The organism is Nocardia sp. NPDC055321 (genome assembly GCF_053645575.1).
Window position 1 is genome coordinate 1 of sequence record NZ_JBSHMS010000017.1, and the last position, 15,899, is coordinate 15,899.

Below are 15,899 nucleotides of genomic sequence, written 5' to 3' on the forward strand. Positions count from 1 at the left end.
GTTCCAGCGGCCGCGGCGGGGCGCCCGGCTGTCGCGGTTCTCACACCGGGACCCGATGCCACGGTCGATCCCGGTGAATCCGATCACGGGATTGTTCACGCGGATGAGCCGGAACTTATTGCGGTGGAGGACGTTGCGGCCGATCGGCATATCCCATTGCGACCGCCGGTTTGCAATTGCTCTCAATTAGTGCTGCAGCCCAATGCAATTCGGCGGATTCGGCCGAGGCCCCGGACCTTCGCGTCTGTTATCTTCAGTCGACCTCGAGATCGACAAAGAATAGGGCCGTACACGATGACGCTCACCGGGCGATCTACCGAACCCGATACCCAGCACAAGAAGCCCGCCATCGGTCGTCGCGTAGCCGCCGACGCGCCCGCGTCCTCGCCGTCGCGGGGACCGTGGATCGCGGGTGTGGCCGCGCTGGCCCTGGTGGCCGGCGGCGTGGGCGTGGCGGTGGTCACCTCGGGGTCGGACTCGGGCCCCGGTCCGGCGCTCAGCAAGACCTTCCTGCCGGTCGACAAGGAATGCGAGCTGGTCACCAGGGCCACGCTGGATACCTACGTGCCCGGGGCCAACTGCGCCGCACAGGCCTTCAGCGGTATGAACAACGGCGACGGCGTCCGCACCTACGGGCCGTCGTGGACGGTCGAATCCGCGACGAGCGTGCCGACCCAGATCGAACTCGGCCTCACCCTGACCCCGGCCGCGGAGAGCCTGTTCACCGAGAGCTACGACGACGCGGTGCGCAGCTTCCAGGCCAGTCACCACGCGGCGCAGATCGACGAGATCACCCTGCCCCAGTTCGACAAGGCGTACCTGATGTCCGGGGACTACGCCTACGCGGTGATTCCCCAGTCCGACGCGCGCATCGCCGCCCGCAAGGGCAACGCGGTGCTGGTGCTGACCTTCAAGGGCTTCGGCACGGCCGAGGAATCCATCGGGGCCGCGAAAGCGATTGCCGCCGACGTCATCACGCATCTGCCCAGCTGATCGCGCCCGCCCGGCAGCCCCCCGTCACCGAGCGACGGGGGGCTGTTTCGCGTCCGGGGCGTCCGGGCCGGGTCAACCGCCGACCTCGTCGAGGTGCTCGTGGAGGGCGGCGGTGATGGCGGTGAGCACGCGGTGGGCGGTATCGAGTTCGGCGTCGGAGAACTCGGTCATGGCGGCGCGGTTGCGCCCGCCCAGGGGCAGGAAGAAGTCCGCGGCGGCGGCACGGCCCGGGTCGTCCTGGTGGAGCAGCACCCGCCGGCGATCGCCGGGATCGGCGCCGCGGCGCAGGTGGCCGGACTCGATCATGCGCTCCACCAGGTAGGTGATGGCGGCCGAGGACATCCCCATGAGCTTGCCGAGTTGCCCGGCGGTGAGGGGTCGACCGGCGAACTCCGCGGTGGCGATGTGCAGCAGGGCACGGAAGTCGTTGGCGCGTAGGTTGTTCTGTCGCGCGAAGGTGTGGCCGAGTTGCTCGGAGACCGCTGTCAGGGCGCGCAGGTCCGCGCCGATCTCGGTTTCGAGCGCAAAGCGCTGTGCGGTGGCCTCCGCGTCGGCGCCGTCGTTCGCGATCACCGGAACAGCCTAGCCCCCAATTCTCTCCGTTGCTTAACATTTAAAAACATGAAACAGTTTCCGGGTGAGCTTCTGGAATCGGTACGCAAGCCTGGTCAGCCACCGGAGGTCGTGGCTGCTGCTGGTCGCCCTGTTCGTGCTGGCGGCGGGCCTGATCGGCGGGATCGGAAAGAACGACGCGGCCGGGCAGGCGCCGCGGTCGGTACCCGACGCGGCCCAGTCGGCGCGCGTCGCCGAGGTGCTCGACGAGTTCCCGGACGCGGACGCCGCGGTCGCCATCGCGGTCGTCACCCGTACCGATGACGCGCCGCTGACCGAGGCCGACCTCGCCGCCGCCCGCGGCGTCGTCGAGCGTGCGACGCGGGCGGCGGGCGGTGTCCCGGATCCGGCCGTCGCCCTGCAGACCGCGCCGGACGGGCAGGCGGCGATCGGGCAGGTGCCGGTGTCGGGCGCCCTCGACGGCGCCGCGCTCACCGAGCACATCACCCTCGTCCGCGAGGCCGCCCGCGCGGATCTGCCCGCGGGCCTGCGGGTCGAGATCACCGGCGGCCCCGCGTTCGCCGCCGATATCGCCGACGCGTTCGCGGGCGCCGACGTCACGTTGCTGGCGGTCACCGCGATCGTCGTCGCGGCACTGCTGATCCTGACCTACCGCTCCCCGGTGCTCTGGCTGATTCCGCTGCTGATCATCGGCCTGGCCGATCGGGTCGTGGTCAGCGTCGGCACCGGCCTGGCCCAGCTGACCGGGCTCTCCTTCGACGGTTCCACCTCGGGCATCACCAGCGTGCTGGTCTTCGGCGCGGGCACCAACTATGCGCTGCTGCTCATTTCGCGTTACCGCGACGAACTGCACCGCACCACCGATCATCGGCGGGCGCTGCGGCACGCGGTGCGCCGGGCCGGGCCCGCGATCCTCGCCAGCAACCTGACGGTCGTGCTGGCGCTGCTCGTGCTGCTGCTGGCCTCGGTGCCCAGCACCCGCAGCCTCGGGCTCTTCGCCGCGACCGGGCTGCTGGTGGCACTGGTGTTCGTCCTGCTCGGACTGCTGGCCGCGCTCGCGCTGTGCGGGCGAAACATCTTCTGGCCCTACGTTCCTCGCCCCGACGATCGGGACTACGCCGAGGAGGGCGTCTGGCACCGCGTCGCCACCCGGGTGGTCGCGAAGCCGGTGCCGATCGCCGCGGGCACCCTGGCGGTGCTGAGCGTGTGCACCCTGGGACTGTTCACCGTCGACGTGGGTCTGTCCCAGACCGAGCAGTTCCGCACCCGCACCGAATCGGTCAGCGGATTCGAGACCCTCGCGGCCTATTTCCCGTCCGGATCGGCCGACCCGACCCAGGTCGTCGCGCGGTCGTCGGCCGCGCCTGCGGTCACCGACATCCTGGCCGGCACGCCCGGTGTCGTGCGCGCGGCGGCGACCGGGACCTCGGATTCCGGCTGGTCCCGCTGGACCGTGCTCACCTCCGCCGCACCCGGTTCGCGGGCCGCCTTCGACACCGTCGAGGCCCTGCGCACGCGCCTGGGGGAGGTGCCCGGCGCCGACGCCCTGGTGGGTGGAAACGACGCGCGCGCACTGGATTCCAGCGATGCCGCCGCGCGTGATCGCATGGTCGTCATCCCGCTGATCCTGCTGGTGGTCTGCGTGGTGCTGCTGGCGCTGCTGCGGGCCGTGCCCGCCGCGCTGCTGCTGGTCGCGGTCACCGTCCTGGGCGCGCTGGCCGCGCTCGGCCTGGGCAGCTGGGTGAGCGTGCACGTGTTCGGCTTCCCCGCCCTGGACACCGGTGTCCCGCTGTTCGCGTTCCTGTTCCTGGTCGCGCTGGGCGTGGACTACACGATCTTCCTGGTCACCCGGGCGCGCGAGGAGACCCCGGAACACGGCACCCGGCACGGCATGGTGCGTGCGGTGTCCTCGACCGGCGCCGTCATCACCAGCGCGGGGCTGGTGCTGGCCGCGGTGTTCTGTGTCCTGGGTGTGCTGCCGCTGATCACGCTGACCCAGCTGGGCATCGTCGTGGGCATCGGCATCCTCCTCGACACGTTCGTGGTGCGCACCGTAATCATTCCGGCGCTGTTCAGCGTGATCGGATCGCGGATCTGGTGGCCGAGCCCGCTGGCCGCCGCCGCGGAGACCGAGAACCGGGACGCGCGGGCGGATTCGGCGCACGCCCACGGGTGATATCGGGTGCGGGGTGCGCGCCCCGCACCGTACCCGCCGAATCCCCACGTACTAGAACTTGTTCCAGTACGGTCGGCGCATGAGCGCGACCGCACCGTCAGTCCGGGCCGGGAACCGCCCGCGGATCGTGATCGCCGGGCTGGGCGATACGGGCCTGCTCACCGCCATCCACCTCGCGAAACACGCGGATGTGGTGGGTGTTTCGAGCAAACCGGGCCTGGTCAGCGGGCAGGAACTCGGCCTGCGATTGGCTCGCCCGCACGACTGGGCGCGCGAGTACCGGGTTCCCTTCGACCGCTACCGCCGGCTCGACGGGGTGCGGATCGTGCACGGGAGTGTGTCCGGCCTGGATCCCGCCGCGCGCGAGATTCACCTCGTCGATCACTCCGGGGCCGCGCGCTCGGAATCCTATGACGCGCTGGTGATCTCGACCGGTGTGACGAATGGCTTCTGGCGCAGGCCCGGCCTGCAGACCCGCGACGAGGTGGACGCCGAGATCGCCGCCGCGCACGAACGCCTCGCCCGCGCGGACTCGGTGCTGGTGCTGGGTGGCGGCGCGGCGGCGGTCAGCAGTGCGCTGAATGTCGCGACCGTGTGGCCGCGCACACGGGTGGACCTCTACTTTCCCGGCGACCGCGCGCTGCCGCTGCATCACCTCCGGGTGTGGCGCACACTGCGCCCGCGACTCGAGCGGCTCGGCGTCGGTCTGCATCCGCATCATCGCGCGGTGGTCCCGGAAGGCTTCGCGTGCGACGAGATCACGGCCGGTCCGGTCGAATGGAGCACGGGCCAGCCCGCGAGCACCGCCGACGCCGTGCTGTGGACCATCGGGCGGGTCCGGCCGAACACGGACTGGCTGCCCGGCGAGCTGCTGGACGACGGCGGTTTCGTCCGCGTCGACGACTACCTGCGCGTCCCCGGTCTGCCCGGGGTGTACGCGATCGGCGATGTCGCCGCCACCGACCCGCTGCGGACCTCGGCCCGCAGTCGCGCCGATGGTCTGCTGGCGCACAACATTCGCGCCGAGCTGACCGGCAGGCCGCCGCGGCCGTTCGTGCCCGCGACCCGCCGCTGGGGTTCGGTGGTCGGGCCGCAGCGCAACGTCCTGGAGGTGTTCGGCCCCGGTGGCCGGGGCTACCCGATTCCGGTCTGGTCCGCGCTACAGCCGCTCATCGTGGGGCGTGGGATCTACGGCGGACTCCGCCACCCCGGCCCGCCTCACTCCCGGTAGACCGCCACGTACGCGTTGGTGAGGGTGCCCACGCTCGCGGGACCCAGGCATGAGGACGAGCCCTGTCCGGCCGGGCCGAACGAGCCGCCCCAGCTGCCGCGGTAGGGCCCGATGCCCATGAACGGCCAGGCGTTCGGAATGCCGGCCAGCCCCCAGCACTCGGTGACCACCGTGTATTCGCGTCCGGGCGGCGCGTCGACGTCGTTGCAGACCGCCGAGGCGCTCACCAGATCCCGCGTGATGACGCAGTCCTGCGGCGCGGCCTGCGCGGTCCCCGAACCGAAGGCCACGGCCAGTCCGAGCACCGGCACCGCGGCTGCCGTGACCCGTGTGGCGGCGAGCATCGCCTTGTTCATATCGAAATCCTCCCAACAGGCCGTGCGGCCATCGTGTAACGGATACCGAGCTGATCGAGCCGGGGCATCGAAGTACCCCCGAGTGCGCTGCCCACTCCGGTGTGTGATCGTGATTCAGGGCAGAAGTGTTGCACGGGAGCCGTTCCGGCACGGGTAACCGCGCTCGGCCCGGCGGCCGTGGCGCCGGGCCGGTCGACCCCGAAATACCGGGTCAGCCGAGGATGAGAGCGGCGGCGTGTTCGCCGATCATCATGGTCGCCGCGTTGGTGTTGCCGCCGACGATGCTGGGCATGATCGAGGCGTCGGCCACGCGCAGACCCTGTATGCCGCGCACCCGCAGCGTGGGGTCCACGACCGCGCGCTCGTCGACGCCCATGCGGCAGGTGCCGACCGGGTGGTAGACGGTGGTGGCGCGGTTGGGTACCTCGGCCGCCAGTTCGGCGCGGCCGGGATGCTTTGTGCCGGGCTCGATCTCGGCGTCCACCGCGGGGCCGATGGATTGCGCGGACATGATCTCGCGGGTCAGTTCCATGCCGTGCACGAGGGTGTCCAGGTCCCGCTGTTCGGCGAGATAGTTGGGATCGATGGCCGGCGCCGCGGTCGGATCGGCGGAGGTCAGGCGCAGGGTGCCCCGGCTCTGCGGGTAGATCATGGTGACCAGGATGGTGAGCGCGCGGCGGGGGTCCGGGGTGTGCCGGATGGGCGCGTCCTGGTTGGGGCCGGGGTAGCTCCACGGCAGCACGTGCAGTTGCAGGTCGGGTGTGCCGGTGGAGTACGGGGTGCGCAGGAACGAGACCACCTCGAAGACGCTGCGCGCCAGCCAGGTGCTGTTCCTGCGCAGCGACTCGCGCACCAGGGCGCGGGCGAAATAGCCTGCCGCGGAACGGTGTACGGCGGTCGGCATGGCGAAGCTCATCGGCACGAACAGGTGGTCGTGCAGGTTGTCGCCCACCGGGAGGTCGGCGGCGACCTCGATGTCGAAGGCCCGCAGGTGGTCGGCGGGGCCGATGCCGGACAGCATGAGCAGCTGCGCGGAGCCGAAAGTGCCCGCGCTGACGATGATTTCCCGGTCGGCCCGCAGGGTGTGGAGACCGCGCGCCGTCCGGTACTCGACCCCGGTCGCCCGGCCGTTCTCGATCACGATCCGGGTGACCTGGGTATCGGGCAGCACCGTCAGGTTCTTCGGCCGCGAGTCCAGGTATCCGACCGAGGTGCTGTATCGCAGGCCGGCGCTGTTGCTCTGCTGCAGCAGCGATACCCCGTCCTGCTCGGCCCCGTTGTAGTCGGGATTGTGTGCCGCGCCGGTGGTTTCGGTCAGCGCCGACATGAACGACTCGGACGCCTCGGTCAGCTCGCGGGCCCGGATCACCTTGATCGGCCCGGCGTCGCCGCGGAATTCGCTGGCGCCGTCCTCGAAGGATTCGAACTTCTTGAAACTCGGCAGGACGTCCGCGTAGGACCAGCCGGTGTTGCCCTCGGCCGCCCAGTCGTCGAAATTGCGGTGGTTCCCGCGCACGAACACCATGCCGTTGATCGAACTCGATCCGCCGACCACCTTGCCGTGCGTCTGCGGAACCTTGCGCCCCAGTGCGTGTTTCTGCTCGACGGTGTAGTGCCCCCAGTCGACGATCTTCTTCAGCTGCGGCACGGCGTGCATGGGCCCGATGAGGCCGGGCGTCCGGACCAGGCGGGTGTTGTCCCGGCGCCCGGCCTCGATAAGCGTGACGGTCGCGCCGGAGTCGGCCAGTCTGCGTGCGATGATGGCCCCGGCACTGCCGGAACCGATGACTATGTAGTCCGTAACCGACATCGTCGGCCCCTCTCCCCAGACGGTGTCGCCGCGAGTCACCGGCAACTAGAACGTGTTGCCGAACGTACTCGAAAACCGGCGAGCGGGAGCCCGATTCACCGTCGAGGGCGGGAGCCGGCGCCGTCCTAGCGCCGGGACAGTTCCCGCAGCACCTCCGCGGCCGCGCGCGTGCCCGATTCGATGGCGCCCTCCACGTAGCCCGGATGGTCACCCGCGGTTTCGGTACCCGCCCAGTAGAGGTCGCCCGCGGGCGCGGACGGGATCGGCGGAAAGTCGCCGCCGGTGCCGGGGTCGGGGATCGCGAAGTAGCCGCCGCCGACGAATTCGTCACGATGCCAGGACTTTTCGTGCCAGCTGACCGGATCGAGCAGGGCGGGACCGAGGTGGCGGGCCAGCGGGCCGAGGACGGCGTCGCGCCGCGCGCGGGCGTCCAAGCCGTCGAGCGCGTGTGCCTCGAGACCGGGGACGAGGACGCACAGGTGACCGGGGCCGTCGCCGGGCGGGGTGGTGTCGAAGGCCGCCCGGCCGGGGTTGTCGAGCACCAGGAACTCGCCGCCGAGTCCGTCGCGCCAGAAGGGCCGGTCGTAGACCGCGATGGCCTTGTACACCGAGCCCATGTATGAGTGCCGCGCCAGGTCGGCCTGTGCGGCGGGTAGCGCGGGGTCGAAGTCGATCCGCTCGAGCAGCGGCGGCGGCACCGTGAGGATCGCCTTGCCCGCGCGGATCTCGCCCCGTGTCGTGCCGATGGACAGGCCCTCGCTCGTCCGCGTGATCGATTCGACGCGGTGGCCCAGGCGAATTCGGTCGCCGAGTTCGGCGGCCATCGCCTCGGACAGCGACCCCATGCCCTCGACCAGCAGGGAATCCTGTGCGCCGCCGCGCGTGGCGAGCATGGTCGCCAGGCCGCCCTGCGAGCGGATCAGGCGGGCCATGGTGTCCACCGAGAACCGGTCGAGGTCCGCCGTCCACGACGTCGTGGCGATCACCTCGAGCAGCCGCCGCGCGGTGCGCCCGGGCATGCGGCGCAGCCACGTAGCGACGGTGACGTCGTTCCAGCGTCGCGGTAACGCGGTGCGGGACAACACTTCCAGCGCGCCGAGCGCGGTCAGCGCGGCGAACGTCGCGGGCGCCGCGACGCGCACGCGGCGGGCGCCGTCGACGATGACCGGCAGCCGCCCGGTGTGCATGGGGAACGGGGTGAGGCCGAGTTCGGCGGCGAGGGTGGTCACCCGATGGTGGTCGTGGCCGATCCACTGGCCGCCGAGGTCCACGCGCGTGCCCAGGGCCGTGGTTTCGCTCAGCGTGCGCCCGCCGACCCGGTCGGCGGCCTCGAGCACGATCACCTCGACCCTGCGCCGCCGTAGTTCGCGCGCCGCGGTCAGGCCGGCGACCCCGGCTCCGATCACCGCCACCGCGGTCTCGGGTGTCGACTCGCGCTCCCGCGACGGATCCTGCTGCATCCGGTGCCCCTTCCGTATTCGCGCTGTTCGGGACCGCCGCGCTCGGTGCGGGGCAGCCGACTGAGAACTAAGTCGTACAACCGACCGACTTTTTTCAGTAAGCCACATCGGGCCGGTGAGCGCAAGGGTCCGGGAGGTTGTGCCCGCTAGTCCGGGGTGTCCGCGAGCGGCCGCGGATCGGCGAAGCGAACGATCATGTCGACGGCGTGGTCGAGGTCGCGGCGGGCGCGCTCGGGATCGGGGTTCGTCACGTACTGCACGATCAGCCCGTCCATCACCGCCAGGGACAGGCGGCCGAGGGTCCCGAAGTCGACCGCGGTGCGTTCGCCCGCGGCCGCGGCCGCCCGCTCGCAGAACTCGGCGACGAGCGCGGTGTAGCCCTGGTACTGGAGCCGGCCGAGCCCGTCGGCGCCCTCGTGGCGCGCGGAGTACATGGCGAGTTCGTACTGCATGACCTGCAGGCCGATCTCGTTCTCGACCAGCGCGGTCCAGAAGTTGTCGACGCTCTGCCGAATCGTGTGTGCCACACCGTGACCGACGTCGACCCGCACGCGGAGCGCGGCGGCGACGTCGCGCTCGACGGCCGCGATGACCGCCCGCAGCAGCTTGTCCTTGGCGGGGAACACGTAGTGCATGGTGCCCAGCGGGATGTCCGCCTCGGCGGCGACCGCCCGCAGGGTAGTGCCCGCCACCCCCACCGTGCTCAGCACCCGGATCGCCGCGGCGACAATCTGCGCTTCCCGTTCGGCGGCTTTGACGTAGGCCAACCCGTTCCCTCCTCGTCGGCTCCCACGAGTCTCGCACGCCGCCCCCACCCGCCCGCTCCGCAACCCACCGGGCGGCGCCGAACGCCATTCGGCCGCCGATGAGATTCGCTCGGTGCAAGGTCCGTGGCGGGCGGTCGGCAATCGCGCGCCGAATGGTCATCGGCGATCGGGAATTCGCGCACGATGTGCACAGTGAATTCGTGTCGTTCTGGTGCACCTTTCCACCATCGGCTCCAGGGTGCGAAATCGGGTCCTCGGCTGTTCACGGCGCCCGGCCGTCGAATCGAACAGAGCAGCGCCCCACCTCGGGAGACGTGGATCACGCGCCCCCGCTCCGAAATTGACTTCGGGTGTCCCAGCCGGTTCTATTCGTTCGGCTCGATCTCGAGTATTACTCGATCCGGGGGGGGATTTGCAGCTTTCCCCATCGTTATCGAGCGTGTCGAAAAGCAGGATCCGAGAAGGGGATTGGTGAGGCAGATGGGGCGCCACCGGAAGATGTCGTCGGCGAGTAAGGCATTGCGCGGGTCGGTGGGTGCGATTCCCGTGGTCGCGGCCATCACCTTCGCGGGCGCGGCCGCGGCCGGCCCGCAGTTCATCGCGCCGCAGCCGGGCGTGAACACCCCGCCGAGCGCGCGGCAGCCGGGCGTCACGATCGCCCCCGCCGATTCACCGGAGGTGGCAATGGATTTCGCCGCCCCCGACACCGATTTCGGCGTCGCGCGCCAGGTTCCGCAGCCCGCGTACACCGCGCCCCTGAATCTCGGCGAGTTGCACGCGCCCGAGCCCGTCCCGCGCGTGGCGAACATCGTTCCGGATCCGGGGACCGTGCGCGTCGGTGACTTCAGCGCGCCCGTCGGCGCCGTGGTGCCGCAGGGTCTGGTCGACGGCGTGAACGGCGCGGCCGCCGGCGTCGAAGCCGAGATCTCGACCTTCGCGCGGTCCCTGGGCATTTCGCCCAACCGCTCCGATCAGCTCGCCGCCAAGAGCCTGCTCGGCGCGACCGCGGGCGCCGCGGCGGTGGGCGTGCCCGCGGCGGTGGCGGGCGGTACGGCGGGTGCGGCGCTGGGCGGCGTCGGTGGCGCGACCGTCGGCGGACTCGCGGTGGGCGCGGGCGGTGCGCTCGCGGGCGCGGCGCTCGGTGGCGTCGGCGGCGGAGTGATCGGCACCGGGGTGGGCGCGGTCGGCGGCGGCGCGTTCGGTCTCGCGGCGGGCACCGCGATCGGTGCCATCGCGGGTGGTCTGATCGGCGGCACGATCGGCGGGACCGCCGGGGTGGGCCTGCCCGCGCTCACCGGCGTCGGCATCGTCGTCACCCCCGTCACGGGTTCGGTGGGCACCGTCGCCGGCGGTGCGATCGGCGCGGCCATCGGCGCCGCGGCGGGCGCGGCCATCGGCGTCACCGCCGGTGTGGTCGGCGGCGCGGTGCTCGGGGCGGCGGGCGGCGCGCTCATCGGCGGCACCACGGTCGGTGCCCTCGGCGGGCTGGCCGGACTGGCCGCCGGTGGGATCGGCGGCGGCATCGTCAGCGGCACCGCGGGCGCGGCGCTCGGCGGCGCCCTGGCCGGTGCGCTGGGCACCGCCGTGGGCGCGGGCGCCGGAACGGTCGTCGGCCTGGCGGCCGGAGCGGCCTAGCCCGTTCGGCCTATGTCACCCGGCGTGCCGATCGGTCGCGCCGGGACCGGCCGTGGCCGGCATCGGGACCAGTGCGTTCGTGATTCCCATCGTTACCTGGTGGAGCAGCCACTCCGCCGGACCGCGGCGGAAGAGGGTGCGCCACAGGGTCGCCAGGGTCAGCGAGCCGGCGGCCAGCAGGGTCAGCAGCTGCCAGGACGGGCCGTGCAGCACGCCGGGTGGGGGAGTGCCGGTGGCGGGCACCAGCGCCCACAGGGCCACGACCTGCAGGATGTAGAGGCTCAGGGCGCACGAGCCGGCACAGATCAAGGGGTACAGCGGAATTCGGGCCGTCGGCAGGAGCGCGGTCAGCATGCCGATCACGCCGAGCGCGACGCCGATCGATCCGGCGATCTCGAACGGTGTTCCGCTGTGCGGATTGTCGACCGTCAGCCACCACCAGCTGTTGGTGCCGACGGTGCCCAGCCCGGCCAGATCGATGATCTCGCCCGGATCGATATCGGTGATCCCCATGCCGGTCAGCAGATCGATCAGGTGGGAGCGCCCGCCGAACGGGTGCTGCAGCAGCCACGAGCCGCCGTAGCCGAGCAGCGCGAGCGCCGCGCCGATTCCCAGCAGCGGGAGGGCGCGTAGTTCTCGGATGCCCCAGCGGCCCAGCGCCATTCCGGCCAGGACGAACGGCATCCAGGTGATGGCCGGGTACGCGCCGGTGAACACCAGCATCGTGGCGACGTCACCGAGCCCGGACCAGGAGGTGAACATGTCGGCGCTCGGGTGGCCGCCGACGGTCGACTGGTCCAGGTGAGCCCTGATCAGGAAGGACGCGATCGGACCCGCGATCGTCCACCCGGCCGCGAGCGCGGTGAGTGCCGGTGCGCCGAGCCGCAGCAGGGGCAGGGCGAGCAGGAAATAGAGGCCGTAGTAGCTCAGGATGAGCATGATCCCGATGCCGGAGTGCAGTTGCGCCAGTGCGATTCCCAGCGCGGCGATCAGCACCGCCCGCGCGGCGACGCGAACCAGATCGCGCTGGGCCGCGCGTCCGGTGCGCGGTGTGCGGCCGCCGGTCATCAGGCTCAGCGAGACGCCCGCGAGGACGGCGAACAGCGCCGCCGATCGCCCCGCGAAGATCGAGAGCCACCCCGACATCACCTGTTCCGGTGGTCCGGTGTGTACCGCGAACATGCCGAGCACGGCGATGCCGCGCGCCGCGTCCAGCGCGAGCACCCGTGGAAGGCCGGGCCCGGTCGCCGAGTGTTCCGATTCCACCGTTCGCGCCGCCGTCACAGCGAGCCCACCTCCCGATCGTCGAATGCTAGTTATCGGCAGGCTAATTCAAGAGCTCGCGAAAAAGGCGGTCCCGACGTCGAATCGGGGGCAAGATCACTCTCGGAGTGGACATCGCAGCAAACGCAATCGTCCGCCGGTCTCATGGCCGCCGATCACCTCGGGGGCGGTGTTGCCCGACCCTTGCCGAGCCAACCATCCAGTGGCACGTGATAGTGTGCGTTCGGCTTCGGGGGCAGCGCGGGGAACCACTTTCGCGTCCCGAATGTTGACGTATCGACCCACTCGGGCAACGCGCCTCGCGCAGGTGCGGTTCCCTTGTGGTTCCGAAACGCGACGGCGGGCTTCTCAGAGCCCGCCGCGACAACGATCGACAGGAGATGGTTGGCATGGGTGTGAGTTTGTCCAAGGGCGGCAACGTGTCGTTGACCAAGGCCGCGCCGGGCCTGACCGCGGTAGCGGTCGGCCTGGGCTGGGACCTGCGGACCACCACGGGAACCGATTTCGATCTCGATGCCAGCGCCATCGGCGTCGACGGGAGCAAGAAGGTCGTGTCCCCCGGGCACTTCGTCTTCTTCAACAACCTCAAGTCCCCCGAGGGCGCGATCGAGCACGCCGGTGACAACCGCACCGGTGAGGGCGAGGGCGACGACGAGGTCATCAACGTCGATCTCGCGGCCACCCCGGCGAGCATCGAGTCCATCGTGTTCCCGGTCTCGATCTACGACGCCGTCTCGCGCAGCCAGAGCTTCGGCCAGGTCCGCAACGCCTACATCCGCGTCGTCGACCGCGCCAACGGCACCGAGCTCGCCCGCTACGACCTGAGCGAGGACGCCTCGACCGAGACCGCCATGGTCTTCGGCGAGCTGTACCGCAACGGCGCCGAGTGGAAGTTCCGCGCCATCGGCCAGGGCTACGCCTCCGGCCTCGAGGGCATCGCCCGCGACTTCGGCGTCGGGCTCTGAGGATTCGGTCCTGACACCCGGCCGGCGGCGAGCGCGGTCAACCCGCGTGGCGCTCGCCGCTCGGCCGGTGCGGAAATGGGGCGTGACAAGCGGTTTCATGTCCCCGAACAGTTCTATCGTCCGTGTTAGCGTCGGATACACCCGGCAATACGGACATCTCACAGAAGCGAGCAGATGAGACGCGCGAAGCGCAAATACCGATTACCCAACCCGCCCCGAGCTGATCGCGGCTTTCCCTTCACGGGGGTGACGCCGTGCTCACCGCGCTGAGTGTTGGACTCGGTGTTCTCGTCGTTCTGGCGATCACCGCGCTGACCGGCTACTTCGTGGCCCAGGAATTCGCGTACATGGCCGTGGACCGCTCGCGTCTCAAGGCCCGCGCCGAAGCGGGGGACGCGGCGTCCGGCCGCGCCCTGGCGGTGACCAGACGGACCTCGTTCATGCTGTCCGGCGCGCAACTCGGCATCACCGTGACCGGTCTGCTGGTCGGTTACGTCGCCGAACCGCTCATCGGTCGCGGCCTCGGCGAACTGCTGGGCGGGGTGGGCGTGCCGACCGGCGTCGGCATCGCGGTGGGCGCGATCCTGGCCGTGCTGTTCTCGACCGTCGTGCAGATGGTCTTCGGCGAGCTGTTCCCCAAGAACCTCGCCATCGCCCGCCCCGAACCGGTGGCCCGGGCCCTGGCGCTGTCGACGACCATGTACCTGAAGGTCTTCGGCTGGCTCATCAAGCTTTTCGACCAGTCGGCCAACGTGCTGCTGCGCGCGCTGCGCATCGAACCGGTGCACGATGTCGAGCATTCGGCGACCCCGAGGGATCTCGAGCACATCGTCGCGGCCTCGCGCAACGCGGGCGAACTGCCCCCGGAGTTGTCGACGCTGCTGGATCGCATACTCGACTTCCCCACGCGCACCGCCGAACACGCGATGATCCCCCGTGCCCGGGTGGATGTCGTCGCGGCGGGGGACACGGTGGGCGCGGTGCGCGATCGCATGAGCACCGGCCACACCCGCTACCCGGTGACCGGGGAGACCAGTGACGATCTGCGAGGCATCATTCATCTGCACGACCTGCTCGACGTCGATCCGGACGAGCGCGCGGGCCGGCACTGCCGCGAGGCGGTCATGGTGCCCGAGTCGCTGTCGCTGCCCGACGTCGTCACCGCGATCACCGCCGCGAAACAGGAAATGGCCCTGGTCATCGACGAGTACGGCGGCTTCGCGGGCGTGGTCACCATCGAGGACATCGCCGAGGAACTGGTCGGCGAGATCGACGACGAACACGATCCGGAAGTCAACGACGACGTGGTACCGGTCGACGGCGGCTGGCTCGTCGCCGGCGACCTGCACCTGGACGAGGTGTCGAGGCTGTTGAATCTCGAACTGCCCGAAGGGGATTACGAAACCCTGGCCGGATTGGTGATCACGCGGTTCGGCGGCCTGCCCGAGGTCGGCGACACCGTGGAGATCGAGCTCGAACCCGAGGCGTCCGAACTCCTCGCCGAACATCCGCGCCGGCGTACGGTGCTGGCGCGGGTGCGGCAGGTGCACAAGCGGGTGCCCTCCCGCGTGCTGATCACCCCGGCGGTCGACGCGGAGGTGAGTGGCGATGAGTAATCCCTGGGTCGTGGTGGTCATCACCATCGGATTGATCAGCGCTAGCGCGTTCTTCGTCGCGGTGGAATTCGCGCTCATCGCGGCGCGCAAGCATCGGCTCGAGGACGCGGCCGCGACCAGCGCCCCGGCGCGGGCCGCGCTGCGCAGCGCCTCGGAGCTCTCGGTGCTGCTGGCGGGGTCGCAGCTGGGCATCACGGTGTGCACGCTGGCGCTCGGCGCCATCACCAAACCCGCCGTGCACCACTGGATCACCCCGCTCATCGAGACGCTGGGCGCGCCGCTGTGGCTGGCGGACGTCGCCGGTTTCGTGCTCGCCCTGATCGTGGTGACGTTCCTGCACCTGGTGGTGGGGGAGATGGCGCCCAAGTCGTGGGCGATCGCGCATCCCGAGCGGTCGGCCATTCTGCTGGCGCTGCCGATGCGCGCGTTCATGTGGCTCACCCGGCCGCTGCTGTCCGCGCTCAACCGGCTCGCGAACTGGTGCCTGGTGCGCGTGGGCGTCACCCCGGTCGACGAGGTCGACGCGGGTCAGGACCCCGCCGCGCTGCGGCATCTGATCGAGCACTCCGCCACCGCGGGCACGCTCGACGAGCGCTATCGCGGAAACCTCACCGCGGCACTCGAACTCGAAGCGCTGACCGTCGGTGACATCGTGCGCCCGAACACCGATCCGAGCGCCGTGGCGCCGGACGCGGACGCGCGCACGATCCAGCGGGTCTCGCGCTCGACGGGCCATCTGCGCCTGTTCGTGCGCGAAGGCGACGAACTGATCGGCGTGCTGCACGTGCGCGACAGTCTGGGCGTGCCCGACACCACCGTGGCGCGTGATCTCATGCGCCCGGTGCTGCGCTTCGACGCCGCCCTGCCGGTCTACGAGGCCCTGGGCGTCATGCGCGAGACCCGCGGTCACATCGGCGTCGTCGCCGGTCCCGGCGGCCTGATCGGGCTCGTCACCCTCACCGACGTGCTCGAGCGGCTGCTCCCCGCGGCCGCGGTCTGACAAGTCCATATCCACTGTTCCACAAGATATTTC

The 15,899-nt window shown here is 70.8% G+C and carries 13 protein-coding genes; 7 read left to right on the forward strand and 6 right to left on the reverse strand.

The genetic code is table 11. The features are described 5' to 3' along the window. Positions 1-294: 294 nt before the first annotated feature. Complete coding sequence (locus ACWIGI_RS26095) at positions 295-993, forward strand: hypothetical protein (RefSeq protein WP_454205100.1); 699 nt, start codon at positions 295-297, stop codon at positions 991-993. A gap of 72 nt (positions 994-1,065) precedes the next feature. On the opposite strand, the gene ACWIGI_RS26100 is transcribed toward ACWIGI_RS26095, so the two are convergent. Then, a complete protein-coding gene (locus ACWIGI_RS26100; protein WP_454205101.1) occupies positions 1,066-1,566 on the reverse strand; it encodes a MarR family winged helix-turn-helix transcriptional regulator in 501 nt (166 codons plus the stop codon). A 64-nt stretch (positions 1,567-1,630) separates the two neighbouring features. Here ACWIGI_RS26100 and ACWIGI_RS26105 point away from each other — a divergent pair, with 64 nt between their 5' ends. Continuing rightward, entirely contained in the window at positions 1,631-3,742 is a 2,112-nt protein-coding gene (locus ACWIGI_RS26105; protein ID WP_454205102.1) for an MMPL family transporter, read from the forward strand. 79 nt (positions 3,743-3,821) lie between these two features. After that, a complete protein-coding gene (locus ACWIGI_RS26110) occupies positions 3,822-4,973 on the forward strand; it encodes an NAD(P)/FAD-dependent oxidoreductase (protein ID WP_454205103.1) in 1,152 nt (383 codons plus the stop codon). Here the strand turns inward: ACWIGI_RS26110 and ACWIGI_RS26115 are convergent. The 4 genes from ACWIGI_RS26115 to ACWIGI_RS26130 all read right to left on the reverse strand — a co-directional run bounded on the left by ACWIGI_RS26115 (position 4,961) and on the right by ACWIGI_RS26130 (position 9,366). After that, a complete protein-coding gene (locus ACWIGI_RS26115) occupies positions 4,961-5,329 on the reverse strand; it encodes a hypothetical protein (protein ID WP_454205104.1) in 369 nt (122 codons plus the stop codon). The two genes, ACWIGI_RS26110 and ACWIGI_RS26115, sit on opposite strands and share 13 nt — an antisense overlap. Positions 5,330-5,540: 211 nt before the next feature. Then, the gene (locus ACWIGI_RS26120) at positions 5,541-7,139 is read right to left on the reverse strand and encodes a GMC family oxidoreductase (RefSeq protein ID WP_454205105.1); all 1,599 of its coding nucleotides are present in this window, start codon (positions 7,137-7,139) and stop codon (positions 5,541-5,543) included. Between the two features lie 125 nt (positions 7,140-7,264). Beyond that, entirely contained in the window at positions 7,265-8,599 is a 1,335-nt protein-coding gene (locus ACWIGI_RS26125; protein WP_454205106.1) for a flavin monoamine oxidase family protein, read from the reverse strand. A 146-nt stretch (positions 8,600-8,745) separates the two neighbouring features. Continuing rightward, positions 8,746-9,366 (reverse strand): TetR/AcrR family transcriptional regulator, encoded by a 621-nt coding sequence (locus ACWIGI_RS26130; RefSeq protein WP_454205107.1) that lies wholly within the window; start codon positions 9,364-9,366, stop codon positions 8,746-8,748. A 480-nt stretch (positions 9,367-9,846) separates the two neighbouring features. On the opposite strand from ACWIGI_RS26130, the gene ACWIGI_RS26135 reads away from it, so the two are divergent. After that, complete coding sequence (locus ACWIGI_RS26135) at positions 9,847-11,001, forward strand: hypothetical protein (RefSeq protein ID WP_454205108.1); 1,155 nt, start codon at positions 9,847-9,849, stop codon at positions 10,999-11,001. Between the two features lie 15 nt (positions 11,002-11,016). Here the strand turns inward: ACWIGI_RS26135 and ACWIGI_RS26140 are convergent, their stop codons facing one another. After that, positions 11,017-12,285 (reverse strand): heparan-alpha-glucosaminide N-acetyltransferase domain-containing protein, encoded by a 1,269-nt coding sequence (locus ACWIGI_RS26140; protein ID WP_454205109.1) that lies wholly within the window; start codon positions 12,283-12,285, stop codon positions 11,017-11,019. Positions 12,286-12,674: 389 nt separating this feature from the next. Here ACWIGI_RS26140 and ACWIGI_RS26145 point away from each other — a divergent pair, with 389 nt between their 5' ends. The 3 genes from ACWIGI_RS26145 to ACWIGI_RS26155 all read left to right on the forward strand — a co-directional run bounded on the left by ACWIGI_RS26145 (position 12,675) and on the right by ACWIGI_RS26155 (position 15,866). Continuing rightward, positions 12,675-13,250, forward strand: coding sequence for a TerD family protein (locus tag ACWIGI_RS26145; protein ID WP_454205110.1), 576 nt, complete (start codon positions 12,675-12,677; stop codon positions 13,248-13,250). 254 nt (positions 13,251-13,504) lie between these two features. Beyond that, positions 13,505-14,866, forward strand: a complete 1,362-nt coding sequence (locus ACWIGI_RS26150) for a hemolysin family protein (protein ID WP_454205111.1) — start codon at positions 13,505-13,507, stop codon at positions 14,864-14,866. Beyond that, positions 14,859-15,866 (forward strand): hemolysin family protein, encoded by a 1,008-nt coding sequence (locus ACWIGI_RS26155; protein ID WP_454205112.1) that lies wholly within the window; start codon positions 14,859-14,861, stop codon positions 15,864-15,866. Before ACWIGI_RS26150 ends, ACWIGI_RS26155 begins: the two co-directional genes overlap by 8 nt. Positions 15,867-15,899 lie beyond the last annotated feature (33 nt).

Excerpts from the sequence above, each read along its gene's own strand:
- ACWIGI_RS26095 (WP_454205100.1), top strand. The coding sequence starts at position 295 with ATGACGCTCACCGGGCGATCTACCGAACCCGATACCCAGCACAAGAAG.
- ACWIGI_RS26110 (WP_454205103.1), top strand. The coding sequence starts at position 3,822 with ATGAGCGCGACCGCACCGTCAGTCCGGGCCGGGAACCGCCCGCGGATC.
- ACWIGI_RS26115 (WP_454205104.1), bottom strand. The coding sequence starts at position 5,329 with ATGAACAAGGCGATGCTCGCCGCCACACGGGTCACGGCAGCCGCGGTG.
- ACWIGI_RS26120 (WP_454205105.1), bottom strand. The coding sequence starts at position 7,139 with ATGTCGGTTACGGACTACATAGTCATCGGTTCCGGCAGTGCCGGGGCC.
- ACWIGI_RS26125 (WP_454205106.1), bottom strand. The coding sequence starts at position 8,599 with ATGCAGCAGGATCCGTCGCGGGAGCGCGAGTCGACACCCGAGACCGCG.
- ACWIGI_RS26135 (WP_454205108.1), top strand. The coding sequence starts at position 9,847 with ATGGGGCGCCACCGGAAGATGTCGTCGGCGAGTAAGGCATTGCGCGGG.
- ACWIGI_RS26145 (WP_454205110.1), top strand. The coding sequence starts at position 12,675 with ATGGGTGTGAGTTTGTCCAAGGGCGGCAACGTGTCGTTGACCAAGGCC.
- ACWIGI_RS26155 (WP_454205112.1), top strand. The coding sequence starts at position 14,859 with ATGAGTAATCCCTGGGTCGTGGTGGTCATCACCATCGGATTGATCAGC.